The organism is Stenotrophomonas sp. YJH_SMC_73 (assembly GCF_059370155.1).
Window position 1 is genome coordinate 15886 of sequence record NZ_JCAFTJ010000007.1, and the last position, 18994, is coordinate 34879.

The following is an 18994-nucleotide window of genomic DNA, read 5'->3' on the forward strand; positions in this document are numbered from 1 at the left end:
CAGGGGCGGGCGGCTTACTTTGCCGTACGCCCGTGTTCCTGCATGTCCTCATGCAGGATCCGCCGCAGCTCGACGATGGCCGGCGTGGCTTCCTGCACGCTGTGACCGGACACGATCACCTTCTCCGAAACGGCGTGTGGCAGGTGCGAGCTCCAGTAGGGCACCAGCCCGTCATCGGTTTTTTCCAGTGGGCCATCGGCCTTGGCGCGGGCGATGATCGAGTGGTAGTGCACCTTCGGTGACATCGGCAGGTCGGCCACGGCGCGGACGAACGGGTCGTCCTTGTCCAGGTTCTGGATGCTGTTCATCTGGTAGCCGTGCTTGCCATCGTTGCGATCAATCTGGCCGTCGTTGGCCAGCGTCGCCACGTCCTCCAGCACGGTCAGCGGCAGCCGTACCAGGCGGCCGATCCAGCGGCCGAGGCGGGTACCGGCCACGTCGGTGCCGCGATGCGGTGTGGCGATGAAAACCACCCGCGATACTTCCGGTTCCGGCAGGAAGGTCAGTACCGGCGCGCCCTTGGTGCGCAGCAGCTCGCGCTGGGCGGGCGTCATCTGCGCGGTGGCCAGCAGGGTGTCGACCAGGTGGTCGCCGGAGGAAGAGACCATCAACCGCGCGATCACCCCGCCCATGCTGTGCCCGACCAGCACCATGTCATGCGAGGCCTGCGCCTTGCCGCTGGGGTCGAAGTGCTTGAGCACTTCGGCCAGCGTGTGGCGCATCGCATCGTGGCTCATCGCGATGGGCATGTTGGTCGGGTAGTAGAACTGCCAGACCTGGAAATCCTGGCGGATCTCGTCGTCGCGCATCAGTTCGTTGGCCACGTTCACCCAGGCCTCGGGACTGCTGGCCAGGCCATGGATCATCAACAGCACGCGGCGGTTCGGGTCGTAGGGCTGCATCATGTACAGATGCGGCGCGTCGATGCCGCCCTTGCCACCAAACAGCGAGCGCAGCGACTGCTGGCTGAAGTTGGAGCGCGCCAGCCACAGTGCGTAGCCCGCAGTGAAGTTGGCCGCCAACGGCACCTGCTGGCCGTGCAGGGTTACTTCCGAGACCTGGTAGGGATCGTGGATCTCCAGTTCCGGCTCGTCGTCGTGCAGCACTTCCCACAGGTTCTTTCCCGAGAAGCGCAGCAGCACCGTCATCGAAGGCGAGGGCATCTCGCTCCAGCTCTGCGCGGCCGGGGTGCTTGCCTGCGCGGCGGGCGTCGCTGCCGAAGGCGGGGTGGCCGTGCTGCCAGCCGGATCGTCCATCACCGCCACCAGCTCGGCACCGAAGCCATCGCGGCGATGCACGCTGCGCAGCGTGCCGGTGAACGACAGCGAGGCCGCCGGTACCAGCTCGGTGGGGGTACGTGTATCCAGCGGCGATGCTTCGCCCGAAGGGGCCAGCACGAAGGTCCAGCGGCCGAGCTGGAAATGGCTGGCCTGGCTGTGCACGCGCCCGGTGGCGTACGCGTTGTACAGCTGCACCGAGGCTTCCTGCACAGCCAGGTTGTAGTAGTCGCGCACCTGGGTCTGGCGGTCCTCGAAACCACGCTGGTTGGCGGTGCGCTCGGTGAAGAACAGATAGGCATAGGCCTGGCGCGCGACCTGCATCCACGCATCGAGGCGCGGCTGGAAGTCGGCATCCAGTTCGGTGATTGCGGTCTTGGCGCGGCCGGATGCCGAGTACTCACGCTTCGGCGCCGGCAGGGTCATCGCATGCTGCAGCCACAACTCGGCCAGGCTGGAGCGCTTGTCTTCCTCGCGCACCACGATGCTGCTTTCCATGGCCTCGATGCAGGGCAGGCCGGGCTTGGCACAGACGCCCTCATCGAGCCCGGCCACGCGCAGGGTCTCGGTGGTCGCCGCGCTGAGCTTGCCGGAGGTGAGGATGTCACCGCGCTTGAGCGCGATGTACTGGCCGGGCGTGACCGAGGCGACCTGCACCGACGGCCCGAACTGGCGCAGCGTCGCGCAGCCCCCCAGGGTGAGCAGCACGGTGATGATGAGGGTCGTGCGGCCGATGAAGCCCATGCCCGTGGTAGCCATACGATGCTCCTGCGCGGTGGCGCCACTCTAGCGGCCGGCCTGTCAAAGCGAAATAGACCGAACGGTCGGTTTGGGCCTGGCCGCCGTAGGCGATTCAGCCATTCCCGTGTGACACTGCGGCGAATGGAAGGGACACGGTGATCGCGATGGCCTGGCTGGAAACCCGCATTCCCCCGCCCGTGGTGATGCTGCTGTTCGCCGCTGCGGGCTTTGCAGCACGCTGGCTGTGGCCGGGTTTCCACCTTCGGGTGCCGGTGCCGGTTCTGCTCGCAGGCGTGACGGTGACGCTGGGTGTCGTGCTCAATCTGCTGCCCAAGCTGTCTTTCCAGCGCGCCGGTACCACCGTCAATCCTCTGCGACCTTCGGCGTCGAGCGCGCTGGTTACCAGCGGAATCTACCGCCGCACGCGCAATCCGATGTATCTGGGCCAGGCGTTGGTCCTGCTTGGCGCCATGGTGTACCTGCAGAACCTGATCGCGCTGCTGGTGGTGCCGCTGTTCCTGGTGTACATCACCCGGCTGCAGATCCTGCCGGAGGAGCGGGCACTGATGGCCCGCTTTCCCGAGGCGTACGCGCAATACCGTCATCGCGTGCCGCGCTGGCTGTAGCGTCGCCTACGCCATCAGCGGCTGATCTGGCACTTCACCGCAGCCGAATAGCCCTCGTAGTCGTCGCCCGCGATCACGTGCAGGGTGTGGCGCTTGTCGATGCGCTTCACGTACGACGGCTCTTCGGTGTTGGCATGCTCGTTGACCTCGGTCACCGACCAGGCCTTGGCCAGGCGCTTGGAATCGACGCCGTTCAAGTACACGAAGAGGCTCTTCTCGCCTTCGGCCACGTTTACATCGGCACTGGTGACCGTGCCGCCAAACAGCGCGACCGGCTTGTCCTCCGGCTCGAAGGTGCCGCCCGGTTTCTTGGCCAGGCCGGCGGCCTGCAGCGCATCGATGGCGTCGGCCGCACTGAAGTTCGAGCCGGCCTTGCAGGCCAGCAGCGCTTCCAGCGTGGCGGTGCCGGGGGGCGCGATGGCCGGCGCCGCAGCGTGCGTGGCTGAGGCTGCGGCGAGGGTGGTGAGGAGCAGGACGAGCGTGGTTGTGGCGGTTTTCATTGCAGATCCTTCTGGCGGCAGCAGGCCGGGGCAATGCAGCGATGGAGCGAAAGCTCCATCCCGATTATGCCCCACGCTTCCCGCACGACGAGCAGGCACAAAAAAGCCGGAACCCCCTCGACGGGAGATCCGGCTTCTTGCGGCCTCGACAGGCCATACAGATGGTGGAGGTGGGCGGAATTGAACCGCCGTCCGAAGGCACTCCATCCCCAGCACTACATGCTTAGCTCACCGTTGGATCTCGTCCCCGAACAGCACGGTGCGCAAAGCGCATCCGGGAACCAGCCTGTTGCGTTCTAGTGCCGGACTGACAGGCAGCCATCCAGCGCGATTCCATGATAGTGACTCTACACCGCGAGCATGGACACAAGCGGTTTCGAGGCTTAGGCCTTAAGCGGCCAGAGCGTAGTTGTCGTCGTTGGCAACTAGAGTTTTGCAGCTGGATTTACGAGGAAAGCTACCCCCTCGGCATGCGCCAGGCGACTTCACAACCCCCGTCGAAACCAATGCACCCCCGGTTTCTTCAAGTTCTGCAAGGTACAAGGCCTGTTTCGTGTCGCCACGGCCAGTGCCTGCCCAACGCTGCCAATGCTACGCCAAAACAGCTGAACAGTCACCGTGGCAATCCACAACATGTTGTAGAGCCAGCGGCATAGCGGATTGGTAACGTCATTGGCACGAATTTGCGACACACTGGCGGCGACCATCCGGGCCAGGACAGACACGGAGACTGTGGGTGACCGATGCAAGCCAACAACGCAGCCTGCGGCAGCTGATCGGGCCGGTCGGTGCCGACTACCAGCGGCGCGCCCTGCCGCCCGGCTGGGTCTGGGCGGTGCTGGCGGTGTTGCTTGCGGCCACCGCACTGACCGAGCTGCCGGCGACTGCGGCCGCGGCATTGGTGGCCAGTGCGGTGGTTGTGCACTGGTCGCAGCGCGGTCGCATCCATTGGCTGGGCTGGCGCCTGCCGGGCCTGGCCGTGTTGGCGGCCCTGCTGTGGGGGCCGGAAGTGCTGTCGCAATGGTTCGAGCACGGGCTGGCCGTGGTCCTGATGTCGCTGGCCAGCCTCAGCATCGGCGTGCATGTATGGCAGGCGCGACAGATGGCGCGGCAGCTCCAGGGCGCGGCCGATTCGCTGGATGACGCCCAGCTGCTGGCCCTGCTGCCGGCCGACGCGGCCCAGCTGGCGCAGCGGTGGCGCGCCGGCGATGACCGGCATGCGCCGGAACTGGCAGTGGTGATGCACCTGGCCGTGATGCACGCGGCGCTGGCACCGCGCATGCGCGGGCAGGGCGTGCTGGCAGGGTGATCGGTCGGCGGCTTCTACAGCCGCCGTGGTCAGGAGCCTGGCAACGCCTTGCGCAGGTAGATCCGCTCGTGCCCGGGCGGGCAATCGGGCAGCCGCCCATAGACGGTGTAGCCCTGCCGCAGGTAGAAAGCTTCGGCCTGCCAGTCGAAGGTATCCAGCATCACGTTGCGGGCGCCAAGCTGGCGCGCGGCGGCTTCTGCTTCCGCCAGCAGGCGCTGGCCGATGCCTTGCCCGCGCAGTTCCGGGTCCACCCACAGCACATGTACCTGCAGCCAGCCGGCACAGACGTCGGCCAGCACACCACCGCGCAGCGCGCCGTGCTCGTCATGCCAGGCCAGGCGGACTGGAGTCTCATCGAGTGAATCGCCGCCGTGGGCCTGGTTGAAGGCCAGCAGGCGCGCGCACAACGTGCGCGTTTCATCGGCGCTGGCAGTCACCATGGCGCCGATGGGGGCGGTCATGCGTCGCGGTTGCCGCGACGCATCACACGCTGCTTCTCGATCGCCCAGTCGCGGTCCTTGGCGGCATCGCGCTTGTCGTGGGTCTGCTTGCCCTTGGCCAGCGCGACTTCGAGCTTGATCTTGTTCTTGCTCCAGTACATCGCAGTGGGCACGATCGTGTAGCCATCGCGCTCGACCTTGCCGACCAGCTTGTCGATCTCGCTCCGGTGCAGCAGCAGCTTGCGCTCGCGCCGGTCATTGGCCACCACGTGGGTGGAGGCCTGGATCAACGGGGTGATCTGCGCGCCGATCAGGAAGATCTCGCCGTGCTTCACATAGGCGTAGGCGTCGATGATGTTGCCGCGGCCAGCGCGGATCGACTTCACCTCCCAGCCCTGCAGGGCCAGGCCGGCCTCGAAGCGCTCTTCGATGTGGTACTCGTGGCGGGCACGCTTGTTCAACGCGATGGTTTTGTTGGCCGTCGCGCTCTTTGCTTTATCCTTGCCGCTGTTCTTGCTCATTTCCGTATTGTCTCCGATTCGGGCCCGCCCGGTCGATTGCCGAAACGTCCTGTATTCATGCCTACTATCCGCCGCAGCGCCCTGGTCGAACATTCGGCCGCGCGCATGTTCGACCTGGTCAACGACGTCCAGGCCTATCCGCGCCGTTTCCGCTGGTGCTCGGCTGCCCAGATCCTGGAGCAGGGCGAGGACCGCCTGGTGGCGCGCTTGGACCTGGGCCTGGGCTCGTTCAGTACCTGGTTCCAGACTGAAAACACCCTGCAGCGCCCGCACAGCATCGACATGCAGCTGCGCGATGGCCCGTTCAAGCAGCTGCACGGCCGCTGGGAATTCCATGCGCTGGCCGAGGATGCGTGCAAGGTCACCCTGACCCTGGAGTTCGAACCCAGCTCGCGCCTGCTCGGTCCGGCCCTGGCGATCGGCTTCCAGGGACTGGCCGATCGCATGGTCAATGATTTCGTCCGCGTCGCCGACGAGGGCTGAGCGATGATCGAGGTCGAGGTGGTGCTGGCCTGGCCGGAGCGCGTGCTGTCGCGCCACCTGCAGCTGGAAGAGGGAGCGACCGTGGCCGACGCCATCGCCGCCGCTGCGCTGGAAGGTAGTGCCGACTGTCCGGCCGCCGCGGTGCATGGCGTGGTGGCCCGTCCACAGCAGGCGCTGCTGGACGGGGACCGCATCGAGCTGCTGCGCCCGCTGCTGGCCGACCCCAAGGACAACCGCCGGCGTCGCGCGCTCGGCGGTTGATCCCGGCAACCCGTCCCTGCGGACGGGCAGGCCTCAGCGGCCCTTCTTCTTCTTGTCCTTCGGCAGGTTGCGGCCGAACTGGCGCACCGTCTGCTGGGCCAGGGCCTTGTCGTTGCCCGGGAAGTAGTCGCCTTCCCAGCGGGTAACGGCGTCATTCTCGAAGAACACCACGAAGTTCTTCACTTCGGTGCGGCCGAGGCGGTTCACGCGCTGGCTGGAGGTGTAGTCCCAGCGCTGGGCGTGGAACGGGTCGGGGATGGACGGGGTGCCCAGCAGCGCGGTGACCTGCTGCTTGCTCTGCCCGACCTGCAGCTTGGCCACGGCATCTTCCCGGATCAGGTTGCCCTGATAGATGGGTTGCTTGTAGATGATGCCGCACCCGGTGGTGGACAGGGCGACGGCGGCGACCAACAGGAGATTGCGCATCGGGACTGGCGGTTGGGGAAATCAAACCGATGATACACTCCCGGCGTGCCACCGCGACCCAATCCGAGGCAGCTGGCGCTAAATCGCCAATGAACGGAGACCTATGGAAACCCACGACCTGCGTAAAGTCGGCCTGAAGGTGACCCATCCGCGGATGCGGATCCTGGCGCTGCTCGAACAGCGCAATGCCCAGCACCACCAGCACCACATGACCGCCGAGGACATCTACCGCCAGCTGCTCGAGCATGGCGACGAGATCGGCCTGGCGACGGTCTACCGGGTGCTGACCCAGTTCGAGGCCGCCGGCCTCGTGCTCAAGCACAATTTCGAGGGTGGCCAGGCCGTTTACGAGCTGGACCGTGGTGGCCACCACGACCATATGGTCGACGTGGACAGCGGCAAGATCATCGAATTCGAAAGCCATGAGATCGAGGAGCTGCAGCGCAAGATCGCGGCCGATCACGGCTATGAGCTGGAAGAACACTCGCTGGTGCTCTACGTGCGCAAGAAGCGCAAGTAGGCCGTTCCGGCCAGCCGCTAGCGACGAAACCCCGGGCTTGCCCGGGGTTTTTCGTTGCCGGGGTCAGGGCCCTTTCCCTCCAGGAAAGGGGGCCGGCCCCGGGCGCTCTGCGGGGTCGGATCCCTTTGCGCCAGCAAAGGGCTCTGACCCCTTGCAACCGAGCAGGATCTCCAGGTCCACCGCCTCGGCCATCGCCCGGTTGCCGGCATCCCCCGGGTGGAGGTGGTCGCCGGAGTCGTAGGCGGCGGCCATCCGTGACGGATCGGCCGGGTCGCGCAGCGCCGCGTCCAGGTCGATCACAGCGTCGAACGGGCTGTTGCTGCGCAGCCATGCATTGAGCTGTTGGCGCAGGGCCTCCTTGTCCGGGTGGTAGTAGTCGTCCAGCGGCGTGCCGGGCAGGGCGCCCGCGAACGGCATCAGGGTGGCGCCGAATATGCGTAGACCCCGCCGGTGGGCCTGTTCGGCCAGGGCACGATAGCCGGCCTGCAGCTCGGGCAGGCTGGGCCGGGGCTGCGCGCGGGCGAAGGCAGTACCGGGCCAGCTGATGTCGTTGATGCCGATCAGCACGATGACGCTGGCGACGCCGGGCTGATCCAGTGCGTCACGCCGCAGGCGGGCCAGAACCGACTCGCCCATGCCGTCGCTCAGCAGCCGATTGCCGGAAATGCCCGCGTTGACCACCGCGACGCCGCGCGGTGCCAGACGCGCGGCCAGATGGTCGGTCCAGCGCTGGTCCTGGTCGAGGCTGGCGGTGGCGCCGTCGGTGATCGAGTCGCCAATCACCACCACGCTACGCGCACTGGCGGCGGCCTCGACCTCGATCCCGGTGAGGAACAGGCGTGCGGTAGTGGAACTGGCACCCTGCAGGTCGCGCGCCCGGGCCTGATTGCCGCCGGCGATCCAGCTGGTCTGGCGGCCGTCCCAATGGAACGCCTGCACCGGCGTCGGCCCCGGCACGAAGACGCTGACCTGCAGCGCCTGGTGGTCTTCCGTGGCCACCGCCAGCGGATCGCTCAGCCGTTCCTGGCCGGCACCGATCAACACCCCGGGCTGGCCGTCGAAGCTGAGCGGTTGCGGGGTGGCGCCCGCGCCCGCGGCCACGCTGGCCGCCCCGATCCGCAGCGGCTGGGTGCCGTAGGCATTGCTCAGCCGCACCCGCAGCCGGGGCCCGCCCAGGCTGATGCGCGCGGTCTGGCGGAAGGTCTGGTCCTGCAGCGTGGCCGGAACCAGAGTCGGGAACAGGAAATCGGCGTCCCAGACCGGTTGCGGGCTGGCCTGCCAGCTGGTGACCCAGTGCGGGCCGGATGCGGCACTGGCGACGCCGGACAGGGCGAGCAGGGCGGTGGCGGTGAGCTGGCTCAAGCGGTTCATCGGGCGGTCCCGGGTGGAGGGAACGCCATGGTGATTCCGGGGTCATCTGTGAACTAGACTGCGCATGGACAATCATCTGTGAACTGGATTCATCGTCATGGCGCGACCCGACATCAACCGATCCGGCGAACTGGAAGTGTTCGTGCGGGTGATCGAGACCGGTGGCTTCTCCGCCGCCGCCCGCACCCTGGACATGACGCCATCAGCAGTGAGCAAGCTGGTGGCCAGGCTGGAGCAGCGGCTGGGTACGCGCCTGCTGCAACGCTCCACCCGCCAGCTGCAGCTGACCCCGGAAGGCTGCGCGTTCTACGAGCGCGGCCTGCGCGTGCTGGCCGACCTGGAAGAGGCCGAGCGCTGTGCCAGTGCCCATGCCGAGCCGCGTGGACGGTTGCGGGTCAACTCCAACGTGCCGTTCGGCCAGCATTTCCTGTTGCCGCTGCTGCCGGCGTTCCTCGAACGCAACCCGCAGGTAGGCGTGGACCTGACCCTCAATGACGAGGTGATCGACCTGCTTGAGCAGCGCACCGACGTGGCGGTGCGGGCCGGTCCACTGAAGAGTTCCAGCCTGGTGGCGCGGCGGCTGGGTGCGACGCGGATGATGATCGTGGCTGCACCGGCCTACGCGCAGCGGCACGGGCTGCCACGCACTGCCGAGGAGCTGCAGTCGCACAACCGGCTGGATATCGGCCATGCGCGCGCGATGCAGGGCTGGCCGTTGCTGCAGGACGGGCGCGAACGCATGCTGCTGCCCAGTGGCAACGCGCGCGCCAGCAACGGCGATGCGCTGCGCCAGCTGGTGCTGGGTGGGCTGGGCATGGCGCGGCTGGCAGCATTCCAGGTGCAGCAGGACATTGCCGCCGGGCGCTTGCTGCCGGTGCTGGAGGACGCCAATCCCGGTGACCTGGAAGAGGTGCACGCGGTGTTCCTGGGGCAGGGCGGCTACCTGCCGCTGCGGGTGCGCGCGTTTCTTGATTTCCTGGTGGAGAACGTCGATCTGACGCAGCCACAGGGGTAGTGCCGGCCGCTGGCCGGCAACCTCATGATCTTCATCCACCCGCATCGGGGTGCCGGCCAGCGGCCGGCACTACCGTGCGGAAGCCGAGCCAATGCTCGGCTCGGCCGGCGTTACACCTGCAGCAGCTTGCGTGCGGCGGCGCGCGCTTCCTTGCTCACTTCCACGCCGCCGAGCATGCGCGCCAGTTCTTCCTCGCGCGCCTTGCTGTCCAGCTTTTCCACTGCGCTCTGGGTCATGCCTTCCACCGGGGCCTTGCTGACCCGGTAATGGGCATGGCCCTTCGAGGCGACCTGCGGCAGGTGGGTCACGCACAGCACCTGGCGCTTCTCGCCAAGGGCGCGCAGCTTCTGGCCGACGATGTCCGCCACCGCGCCACCGATGCCGGAGTCGACTTCGTCGAACACCATGGTCGGCACTGCATCCAGGTCCAGCGCGGCCACTTCGATGGCCAGCGAGATGCGCGACAGTTCGCCACCCGAGGCCACCTTGCGCAGGGCACGCGGTGGCTGTCCGGCATTGGCCGCCACCAGGAATTCCACGCGCTCGGCACCCTGCGGGTCGGGCTTGCCGGCGTCCTGCGGTTCCAGCTCGATCAGGAACTGGCCGCCGCCCATGCCCAGCTCGGCGATGATGCCGGTGGTGGTGGCCGACAGCTCGGCAGCGGCGGCGCGGCGGCTGGCGGTCAGCAGCCCGGCCTGCACGCGCCACGCCGCAGCGGCCTTGTCGATCTCGCCGGCGAGGCGCTGCAGGCGTTCGTCAGCACCACGCAGCTGTTCCACTTCGGCGTGCATGCGCTCGCGCTGCGCGCCCAGCTCGTCCATCGGCACACGGTGCTTGCGGGCCAGGTCGTGCAGGCGGCCGAGGCGACGCTCGTTCTCCTCGAACTGTTCCGGGTCGGCGTCGAGGTCGTCATGCACGCGGTCCAGCAGCGACAGGGCTTCGTGCAGCTGGATCGAGGCGTTTTCGATCAGGCCGTCGACCTCGCCCAGGCGCGGGTCGTGTTCGATCAGGCGCGACAGCTCGTGGCGCACCTGCTGCAGCAGGTCCAGCGCGGAACTGCCGTCGTCGCCATTGAGCTGGTTGCTGGCCGCCTGGCAGGCACTCAGCAGGGCACTGGCATGGGCCTGGCGGCGGTGGCTGGCGCCCAGCGCGGCAATCGACTCCGGTTCCAGATCCTCGCGGTCCAGTTCGCGCAGCTGGTGCTCCAGGAAGCCGATCCGGTCACTGACTTCGCCCTGCTGCGACAGCGCCAGTGATTCATCGACCAGGGCCTGCCAGGCCGCAGCGGCGCGGCGCACCTGGCGGCGCTCGTCCTCGTTGCCGGCATAGGCATCCAGCAGGGCCAGCTGTGATGGGCGTGCCAGCAGGGCCTGCTGCTCGTGCTGGCCGTGGATCTCCACCAGCAGCGAGGCCAGGTCGGCCAGCTGCGCCAGGGTCACCGGGCGGCCGTTGATCCAGGCCCGCGAGCCGCCATCGGCACGGATCACGCGGCGCAGCTGGCACTGCTCCTCGTCGTCCAGCTCGTTGTCGGCCAGCCACTGGCGCGCGGCCTGCAGCTGGTCCAGCGCGAACTCGGCCGACAGCTCGGCGCGCGCGGCGCCGTGGCGGACCACGCCGCTGTCGGCGCGCAGGCCGGACAGGAAGCCCAGCGCGTCGACCATCAGTGACTTGCCGGCGCCGGTCTCGCCTGAAACCACGGTCATGCCTGGCCCGAACTCCAGTTCGGTGGCGCGGACGACGGCGAAATCCTTGATCGAAAGATGTCTGAGCATGGGTAAGGGGGTGTCAGCAGCCGCGCAACGCTAGCACGCGCGCGCGGGAGGTCCAATGACTTGCCAAGGTGATCCGCCGCCATTATCTAGTGTCCGTGTCTCACAGGTTGATTCCATGCACGGTTCTCCCGACCAGCTTGCCCCGCGTGCGCGCCATCTGCTGCGCACGCTGATCGCGCGTTACATCCAGGACGGTGAGCCGGTCGGCTCGCAGACGCTGGCGCGCGTGGCCGGGCTGGAGGTCAGTCCGGCCACCATCCGCAACATCCTGGGTGACCTGGAAGACCTGGGGCTGCTGGCTTCGCCGCACACCTCGGCCGGGCGCGTCCCGACCGCACATGGCTACCGGGTGTTCGTCGACAGCCTGCTGCAGATGCAGCCGCCGGGCGAAGGCGAGCTGGCCCGGCTGCGCCAGGAACTGGCCGGCGGCGGCAGCACCCAGGCCCTGCTTGGCAGCGCCTCGGAGCTGCTGTCGGCGATGAGCCACTTCGTCGGCGTGGTCAGCGCCCCGCGGCGCGAGCAGTTCGCGTTCCGCCAGATCGATTTCGTGGCGCTGGACGGGCGCCGGGTGCTGGCGATCCTGGTGTTCGCCGACAACGAGGTGCAGAACCGGGTCATCGAGACCCGCCAGGAGTTCGCGCCGGGCCAGCTGGAACAGGTCGCCAACTACCTCAACGCGCATTTCGCCGGCCTGCCGATGGCCGAGATCCGCACCCGCCTGCTGCTGGAACTGCGTGATGCCCGTTCGGAGCTGGAGCAGCTGCTGGCGCACAGCATCGAGCTGGCCGAGCAGGCCCTGCAGCCGGCGGCCGATGACATGCTGGTGGCCGGGCAGACCCGTCTGATGGGGGTGCAGGACCTGTCCGACCTGGAGCGGCTGCGCGAGCTGTTCGAGCTGTTCTCCAGCAAGCGCGAGATCCTGCAGCTGCTGGAGCGCACCATCCAGGCCCCGGGGGTGCGCATCTTCATTGGCGAAGAGACCGGGATGATGCCGTTGCAGGGGGTGTCGCTGGTCACCGCCCCCTATACCGCCAATGGCCAGGTGCTGGGCGTGCTGGGCGTGATCGGCCCCAAGCGGATGGCCTACGACCGGATGATCCCGCTGGTCCAGGCCACTGCCGATGTACTCGGCGCGGCGTTTTCGCCAGCCGGGCGCACTCCTGGAACATCCGACGCTTGAAACGCAGCATCCCGCCCACACTAGGGTGGGTGGAGGCGGAGACTGACCGCCAGGGACCCAGACATGAACCACGAACATCCAGATATCGAATCCCAGCAGACTGCCGCCGATGCGGCCGCCGCCGCCGGCGTCAACGACGAAGTGGAGCGCCTGCGCGCCGAGGTCGAGCAGATCAAGGCCGATGCGCTGCGTGAGCGCGCCGACCTCGAGAACCAGCGCAAGCGCGTTGCCCGTGACATCGAGCAGGCCCGCAAGTTCGCCAACGAGAAGCTGCTGGGCGAGCTGCTGCCGGTGTTCGACAGCCTGGATGCCGGCTTGAAGGCGGCCGGCGATGACCCGCATCCGCTGCGCGAGGGCCTGGAGCTGACCTACAAGCAGCTGCTGAAGGTTGCCGCCGACAACGGGCTGGTCCTGCTGGACCCGATCGGCCAGCCGTTCAACCCGGAACACCACCAGGCCATCAGCCAGGTGCCGGCCCCAGACGCCGCCCCGGGCAGCGTGGTGACCGTGTTCCAGAAGGGTTACCTGCTCAACGAGCGCCTGCTGCGGCCGGCGCTGGTGGTGGTGGCCGCCGACTGACCCCTCCAGGGCCGGAAGGCGGGAATGTCCCGTCACCCGGCCCGACGCTGAACGCGCCGGGCGACCGGAAACACAGCGTTCGGGAGATGGCTTGAATGTTCCACGAGCCTCCCCCACATCGTATTCATCCACCGGCCGAACGGCTGGACTGACCCCAACAAGCATCCTCAGGAGTCTCCCCCATGGGCAAGATCATTGGTATCGACCTCGGCACCACCAACTCGTGCGTGGCGATCATGGACGGCGGCAAGGCCCGCGTCATCGAGAATTCGGAAGGCGATCGCACCACCCCGTCGATCGTCGCCTACACCAAGGACGGCGAAGTCCTGGTGGGCGCCTCGGCCAAGCGCCAGGCCGTCACCAACCCGAAGAACACCTTCTACGCGGTGAAGCGCCTGATCGGCCGCAAGTTCACCGACGCCGAAGTGCAGAAGGACATCGCCCACGTCCCGTACAGCATCCTGGCCCATGACAACGGCGATGCCTGGGTGGCCACCAGCGACGGCAAGAAGATGGCGCCGCAGGAAATCTCGGCCAAGGTGCTGGAAAAGATGAAGAAGACCGCCGAGGACTTCCTCGGTGAGAAGGTCACCGAAGCGGTCATCACCGTGCCGGCCTACTTCAACGACAGCCAGCGCCAGGCGACCAAGGACGCCGGCCGCATCGCCGGCCTGGACGTCAAGCGCATCATCAACGAGCCGACCGCGGCCGCGCTGGCCTATGGCCTGGACAAGGGCGACAACAAGGATCGCAAGATCGTGGTGTACGACCTGGGCGGCGGCACCTTCGACGTCTCGGTGATCGAGATCGCCAACGTCGACGGCGAGAAGCAGTTCGAAGTGCTGGCCACCAACGGCGACACCTTCCTGGGCGGCGAAGACTTCGACAACCGCGTCATCGAGTACCTGGTTGAAGAATTCAACAAGGACCAGGGCATCGACCTGCGCAAGGATCCGCTGGCCCTGCAGCGCCTGAAGGACGCTGCCGAGCGCGCCAAGATCGAGCTGTCCAGCGCCCAGCAGACCGAAGTGAACCTGCCGTACGTCACCGCTGACGCCTCGGGTCCGAAGCACCTGAACATCAAGCTGACCCGCGCCAAGCTGGAAGCGCTGGTGGAAGACCTGATCAAGAAGTCGATCGAGCCGTGCCGCGTCGCCCTGAACGATGCCGGCCTGCGTTCGAGCGACATCAGCGAAGTGATCCTGGTCGGTGGCCAGACCCGCATGCCGAAGGTGCAGCAGGCGGTGACCGAGTTCTTCGGCAAGGAACCGCGCAAGGACGTCAACCCGGACGAAGCCGTGGCACTGGGTGCTGCGATCCAGGGCGGCGTGCTGGGCGGCGACGTCAAGGACGTGCTGCTGCTGGACGTGACCCCGCTGTCGCTGGGCATCGAGACCATGGGCGGCGTGTTCACCAAGATCATCGAGAAGAACACCACCATCCCGACCAAGGCCTCGCAGGTGTTCTCCACCGCCGAGGACAACCAGTCGGCCGTGACCGTGCACGTGCTGCAGGGTGAGCGCGAGCAGGCCCGCTTCAACAAGTCGCTGGCCAAGTTCGACCTGTCCGGCATCGAGCCGGCTCCGCGTGGCCTGCCGCAGGTGGAAGTGTCCTTCGACATCGACGCCAACGGCATCCTGCACGTGTCGGCCAAGGACAAGAAGACCAACAAGGAACAGAAGGTCGAGATCAAGGCCGGTTCGGGTCTGTCCGAGGAAGAGATCGCACGCATGGTCGCCGACGCGGAAGCCAACCGCGAAGAAGACAAGAAGTTCCAGGAGCTGGTGCAGGCCCGCAATCAGGCCGATGCCCTGATCCACGGCACCCGCAGTGCCATCACCGAGCACGGCAGCAAGGTCGGCGGCGATGTCATCGGCAAGGTCGAGGCGGCCCTGGCCGACCTGGAAACCGCGATGAAGGGTGACGACAAGGCACAGATCGAAGCCAAGTCGAAGGTGCTGGAGGAAGCCGGCCAGTCGCTGTTCGCCGCTGCTTCGGCCGACCAGGGCGGTGCCCCGGGTGCCGACGCCGGCAACGCCGGCAAGGCGCAGGACGACGTGGTCGACGCCGAGTTCACCGAAGTCAAGGACGACAAGAAGGCCTGATCCGGACCGACACGGGACGCTGGCCATCAGCGTCCCGTTGTCGCATCAGGGTCCTGACCGCCCACCGGCGTGTCGGGGCGCCCGACGCAAGAGCGGACCTGGTTCCGCTCTTCCGCTTTGACGAATCCCGACTTTCCGGAACCAGATTCACCATATGAGCAAGCGCGATTACTACGAAGTGCTGGGCGTTGCCCGCACCGCCACCGACGACGAGCTGAAGAAGGCCTACCGTCGCTGTGCGATGAAGTTCCACCCGGACCGCAACCCGGGTGATGCGGCGGCCGAAGCCTCCTTCAAGGAGTGCAAGGAAGCCTACGAAGTGCTGTCCGATGGCAACAAGCGCCGCATGTACGACAGCCACGGCCACGCTGCGTTCGAGCACGGCATGGGCGGTGGTGGTCCGGGCGGCCCGGACATGAACGATATCTTCGGCGATATCTTCGGCAACATTTTTGGCGGTGGCGGCGGTGGGCCGCGCCAGGCCCGTCGCGGCGCCGACATCGGCTACGTGATGGAGCTGGACCTGGAAGAAGCGGTACGCGGCGTCGAGCGCCGCATCGAGATCCCGACCCTGGCCGAGTGCGGCGACTGCGATGGCAGTGGCTCCGAAGACGGCAAGGTCGAAACCTGCAATGTGTGCCATGGCCGCGGCCAGGTGCGCATCCAGCGCGGCATCTTCGCCATGCAGCAGGCCTGCCACAACTGCGGCGGCCGTGGCCAGATCATCGCCAAGCCCTGCAAGACCTGCCACGGCAACGGCCGTGTCGAGGAAGACAAGGTGCTGTCGGTGAAGGTGCCGGCGGGCGTCGATACCGGCGACCGCATCCGCCTGCAGGGTGAAGGTGAGGCCGGTCCGGCCGGTACGCCGCCGGGTGACCTGTACGTGGAAGTGCGCGTGCGCGAGCATGCGATCTTCCAGCGCGATGGCGACGACCTGCACTGCGAAGTGCCGATCCGCATCTCGCAGGCAGCGCTGGGCGACACCGTGCGCGTGGCGACCCTCGGCGGCGAAGCGGAAATCCGCATCCCGGCCGAGACCCAGACCGGCAAGCTGTTCCGCCTGCGCGGCAAGGGCGTGCGTTCGGTGCGCAGCCGCAGCGAGGGCGACCTGTACTGCCGCGTGGTGGTGGAGACCCCGGTCAACCTCACCAACGAACAGCGCAAGCTGCTGGAGCAGTTCGAAGCCACCTTTGTCGGCGAGGAAGCACGCAAGCATTCGCCGAAGTCGGCGACGTTCATGGATGGCGTGAAGGGCTTCTGGGACCGGATGACGTCCTGAGTTTTTCAACCGAAGCGTTGAGCGGTAGCGCCGGGTCATGCCCGGCGTTTTCGTTTGCGATCAGCGGAAAAACGCCGCGGGCGTCTGCCCCAGTTGGCGCTTGAACATGCTGGTGAACGCGCTGGGGCTGTCGTAGCCCATCGCCAGCGCCACATCGATGACCTTGTCGCCGACTGCCAATCGCTCCAGGGCGGCCAGCAGGCGCGCCTGCTGCCGCCACTGCCCGAAGGTCATGCCCAGTTCGCCGGCGAAATGGCGCTGGATGGTCTTCACGTCCACCTGCAGCGCCTGGGCCCAGTCCTGCAGCGTGGCGTCGTCGGCGGGATGCTTCTGGATGTGCTGGCAGATCCTCTGCAGGCGCGGGTCGGTGGGCGAGGGCAGGTGCAGCGGCAGCACGTCCATGCGGTGCAGCTCGTCCAGCAGCAGGCGCACCACGCGACCGTCGCGGCTGTCGTCCACGTGCGCGGACTCGATCAGGCTGGCCGCCAGCAGTAGTTCGCGCAGCAGCGGCGCCACTTGTACTGCGAACGCCCCATCCGGCAGTTGCGGTGCAAAGTCCGGTTCCACGTACAGGCTGCGCATGTGCACCTCGGCGATGCAGTCCACCGCATGCACCATGCCGGCCGGAACCCAGATCGCGCGGGTGGAGGGCACGACCCAGCGGCCACCGTCCGCGCGCACCACCATCAGGCCGGACATGGCGAAGACCAGTTGGTGACGGCGATGCCGGTGTGGCGCGATGTGGGTACCGGGCGGGTAGTGCCGGGCGCGGCTGGTCACCGGGCGGTGTACCGGCACTTCGTTCCACGGCGCGGTCTCGCGGATCGGGCAGGGAGTGTCCTTTTTGCGATAGGCCATGACCCGAACGCGGCAGAAGGGAGTGGGGGCCCACCGTAGCATGCGTGGCTCGCCCCCAACCTGACTGTGTCCATGTCGACCCTGGCTTCTCCCGCAACGACCTCACGCCCGGTGGCTCCCGGCGTGCTGGCCGCCATCTCCACCTCCCATGTCGTCAACGACATGATGCAGTCGCTGATCCTGGCCATCTATCCGGTGATCAAGGGCGGCTTCAACCTCAGCTTCACCCAGATCGGCCTGATCACGCTGACCTACCAGCTCACCGCGTCGATCTTCCAGCCGTTGATCGGCATGGCCACCGACCGCCGCCCGGCACCGTACTCGCTGCCGATCGGCATGGCCTCGACCCTGTGCGGCATGCTGCTGCTCGGCTTTGCGCCGAACTACGCGGTGGTGCTGATGGCTGCGGCGATGGTCGGCATTGGTTCGGCCATCTTCCACCCGGAGGCCTCGCGCATCGCCCGGCTGGCCTCGGGCGGTCGCCATGGCTTCGCGCAGTCGGTGTTCCAGGTGGGTGGCAACTTCGGTACCGCGCTGGGGCCGTTGATCGCTGCGGCCGTGATCGTGCCGTATGGCCAGCGTGCCGCATCATGGTTTGCCGGCGCCGCGCTGATCGGCATCGCGCTGCTGACCTATGTTGGCCGCTGGTATGCACTGCACCTGGGCACACCGCGTCCGGCCAACACCGCGTCTATGGCCCCGCGGCATTCGTCGCGCACCGTGGCCAAGGTGCTGGCGATCCTGCTGGTGCTGATCTTCAGCAAGTACTTCTACATGGCCAGCATCGGCAGCTACTTCACCTTCTACCTGATCCACCACTTCGGCATTCCGGTGGCACAGGCGCAACTGCATCTGTTCGCGTTCCTGGTGGCGTCTGCCGCCGGTGGTTTCCTCGGCGGCCCGCTGGGTGACCGCATCGGCCGCAAGCCGATCATCTGGACCTCGATCCTCGGCGTGGCCCCGTTCGCGCTGATGCTGCCGCACGCCGATCTGCTATGGACCACAGTGCTGGCAGTGCTGATCGGCTTCGTGCTCTCCTCGGCGTTCTCGGCCATCGTGGTGTACGCGCAGGAGATGATGCCGCACCGCATCGGCATGGTGTCCGGCCTGTTCTTCGGCTTTGCATTCGGCATGGGCGGGCTTGGCGCGGCCGTGCTGGGCATGCTGGCAGACAGGACCAGCATTGAATTCGTCTATCAGCTGACCGCGTTCCTGCCACTGCTGGGCATCGTCGCGGCGTGGCTGCCGCCATCGCGGCCTGCTGCTCACTGAGGGGGTTGGGTTTGCAGGGCTTGCAGCCCTGCACCTGCAGAGGCAACGTCAACAGCAGAAGCGGGCTATCCGTGGGTTGGCGGGGTGGGTCCGGTTGCAGGGGACGCCGTAAACCCATCCCTGGGGGCTTGGCCGCGGCATCCATGCCGCGGACACCCCTGCAACCGGACCCACCCCGCCTTCGACAGTTTCCTGCGATCCGTCGGAACGGCTCTTGGGGTCAGATCCGTTTTCCGAAGGAAAACGGATCTGACCCCGATTTATTTCGGTATCCCACAGATGTGCCGACCAACGGTCGGCACCCACCAACAGTCGCGGGAATCTGTCAGAAGCGGGGCGGTGTGGGTGGGCAGGACCGTTGGCGCCATGGATGGCGCCATCGAGCCCCCATGGGTGAGGGCGCTTCGCTTGCGAAGCACTGCTTCGCAAGCGCCCGAACGCACAGCCGCCAGCGGCTGG

19 protein-coding genes and 1 other RNA gene are annotated in these 18994 nt (G+C 67.2%); 11 read left to right on the forward strand and 9 right to left on the reverse strand.

The features are described from left to right. Positions 1–14: 14 nt before the first annotated feature. The gene (locus tag AC5P8R_RS12605) at positions 15–2036 is read right to left on the reverse strand and encodes an esterase/lipase family protein (RefSeq protein ID WP_046430027.1); all 2022 of its coding nucleotides are present in this window, start codon (positions 2034–2036) and stop codon (positions 15–17) included. 146 nt (positions 2037–2182) lie between these two features. Here AC5P8R_RS12605 and AC5P8R_RS12610 point away from each other — a divergent pair, with 146 nt between their 5' ends. After that, entirely contained in the window at positions 2183–2644 is a 462-nt protein-coding gene (locus AC5P8R_RS12610) for a methyltransferase family protein (RefSeq protein ID WP_134966513.1), read from the forward strand. 14 nt (positions 2645–2658) lie between these two features. Here AC5P8R_RS12610 and AC5P8R_RS12615 read toward each other — a convergent pair whose 3' ends face one another. Continuing rightward, positions 2659–3144 carry a hypothetical protein gene (locus AC5P8R_RS12615; protein WP_032959123.1) on the reverse strand — a complete coding sequence of 162 codons (486 nt, stop codon included), beginning with the start codon at positions 3142–3144 and terminating at the stop codon, positions 2659–2661. Positions 3145–3306: 162 nt separating this feature from the next. Then, positions 3307–3660, reverse strand: a transfer-messenger RNA (tmRNA) gene (gene ssrA / locus AC5P8R_RS12620). A gap of 220 nt (positions 3661–3880) precedes the next feature. Between ssrA and AC5P8R_RS12625 the strand changes: the two genes are divergently transcribed. Beyond that, positions 3881–4453 carry a hypothetical protein gene (locus AC5P8R_RS12625; RefSeq protein ID WP_014646803.1) on the forward strand — a complete coding sequence of 191 codons (573 nt, stop codon included), beginning with the start codon at positions 3881–3883 and terminating at the stop codon, positions 4451–4453. 29 nt (positions 4454–4482) lie between these two features. Here AC5P8R_RS12625 and AC5P8R_RS12630 read toward each other — a convergent pair whose 3' ends face one another. Then, on the reverse strand, positions 4483–4914 hold the full coding sequence (locus AC5P8R_RS12630) for a GNAT family N-acetyltransferase (protein ID WP_046430139.1): 432 nt from the start codon (positions 4912–4914) through the stop codon (positions 4483–4485). Then, complete coding sequence (gene smpB, locus AC5P8R_RS12635; RefSeq protein ID WP_005409231.1) at positions 4911–5414, reverse strand: SsrA-binding protein SmpB; 504 nt, start codon at positions 5412–5414, stop codon at positions 4911–4913. Before smpB ends, AC5P8R_RS12630 begins: the two co-directional genes overlap by 4 nt. A gap of 57 nt (positions 5415–5471) precedes the next feature. Between smpB and AC5P8R_RS12640 the strand changes: the two genes are divergently transcribed. Further along, positions 5472–5897, forward strand: coding sequence for a type II toxin-antitoxin system RatA family toxin (locus tag AC5P8R_RS12640; protein ID WP_032959119.1), 426 nt, complete (start codon positions 5472–5474; stop codon positions 5895–5897). Positions 5898–5900: 3 nt separating this feature from the next. After that, the gene (locus AC5P8R_RS12645; RefSeq protein ID WP_049439213.1) at positions 5901–6158 is read left to right on the forward strand and encodes an RnfH family protein; all 258 of its coding nucleotides are present in this window, start codon (positions 5901–5903) and stop codon (positions 6156–6158) included. Between the two features lie 33 nt (positions 6159–6191). On the opposite strand, the gene AC5P8R_RS12650 is transcribed toward AC5P8R_RS12645, so the two are convergent. Then, entirely contained in the window at positions 6192–6584 is a 393-nt protein-coding gene (locus tag AC5P8R_RS12650) for an outer membrane protein assembly factor BamE (protein WP_014036847.1), read from the reverse strand. 103 nt (positions 6585–6687) lie between these two features. Here AC5P8R_RS12650 and fur point away from each other — a divergent pair, with 103 nt between their 5' ends. Then, positions 6688–7104 carry a ferric iron uptake transcriptional regulator gene (gene fur / locus AC5P8R_RS12655; RefSeq protein ID WP_014646807.1) on the forward strand — a complete coding sequence of 139 codons (417 nt, stop codon included), beginning with the start codon at positions 6688–6690 and terminating at the stop codon, positions 7102–7104. A gap of 63 nt (positions 7105–7167) precedes the next feature. Here fur and AC5P8R_RS12660 read toward each other — a convergent pair whose 3' ends face one another. After that, positions 7168–8475, reverse strand: a complete 1308-nt coding sequence (locus AC5P8R_RS12660) for an SGNH/GDSL hydrolase family protein (protein WP_495223491.1) — start codon at positions 8473–8475, stop codon at positions 7168–7170. 97 nt (positions 8476–8572) lie between these two features. On the opposite strand from AC5P8R_RS12660, the gene AC5P8R_RS12665 reads away from it, so the two are divergent. Then, positions 8573–9490: a LysR family transcriptional regulator gene (locus tag AC5P8R_RS12665; RefSeq protein ID WP_032959114.1), complete on the forward strand. Its 918-nt coding sequence runs from the start codon at positions 8573–8575 to the stop codon at positions 9488–9490. Positions 9491–9600: 110 nt separating this feature from the next. Here AC5P8R_RS12665 and recN read toward each other — a convergent pair whose 3' ends face one another. Further along, entirely contained in the window at positions 9601–11262 is a 1662-nt protein-coding gene (gene recN / locus AC5P8R_RS12670; protein WP_495223493.1) for a DNA repair protein RecN, read from the reverse strand. 115 nt (positions 11263–11377) lie between these two features. On the opposite strand from recN, the gene hrcA reads away from it, so the two are divergent. The 4 genes from hrcA to dnaJ all read left to right on the forward strand — a co-directional run bounded on the left by hrcA (position 11378) and on the right by dnaJ (position 16405). Further along, positions 11378–12442, forward strand: coding sequence for a heat-inducible transcriptional repressor HrcA (gene hrcA, locus AC5P8R_RS12675; protein WP_010484463.1), 1065 nt, complete (start codon positions 11378–11380; stop codon positions 12440–12442). 63 nt (positions 12443–12505) lie between these two features. Beyond that, positions 12506–13021, forward strand: a complete 516-nt coding sequence (grpE, locus tag AC5P8R_RS12680) for a nucleotide exchange factor GrpE (RefSeq protein ID WP_014646812.1) — start codon at positions 12506–12508, stop codon at positions 13019–13021. Between the two features lie 182 nt (positions 13022–13203). Then, the gene (dnaK, locus tag AC5P8R_RS12685) at positions 13204–15126 is read left to right on the forward strand and encodes a molecular chaperone DnaK (RefSeq protein ID WP_046430147.1); all 1923 of its coding nucleotides are present in this window, start codon (positions 13204–13206) and stop codon (positions 15124–15126) included. Between the two features lie 154 nt (positions 15127–15280). Then, a complete protein-coding gene (gene dnaJ / locus AC5P8R_RS12690) occupies positions 15281–16405 on the forward strand; it encodes a molecular chaperone DnaJ (protein WP_014036853.1) in 1125 nt (374 codons plus the stop codon). Between the two features lie 60 nt (positions 16406–16465). On the opposite strand, the gene AC5P8R_RS12695 is transcribed toward dnaJ, so the two are convergent. Next, positions 16466–17263, reverse strand: coding sequence for an AraC family transcriptional regulator (locus tag AC5P8R_RS12695; protein ID WP_014646814.1), 798 nt, complete (start codon positions 17261–17263; stop codon positions 16466–16468). A 72-nt stretch (positions 17264–17335) separates the two neighbouring features. Between AC5P8R_RS12695 and AC5P8R_RS12700 the strand changes: the two genes are divergently transcribed. Then, on the forward strand, positions 17336–18535 hold the full coding sequence (locus tag AC5P8R_RS12700; protein WP_142234593.1) for an MFS transporter: 1200 nt from the start codon (positions 17336–17338) through the stop codon (positions 18533–18535). Positions 18536–18994 lie beyond the last annotated feature (459 nt).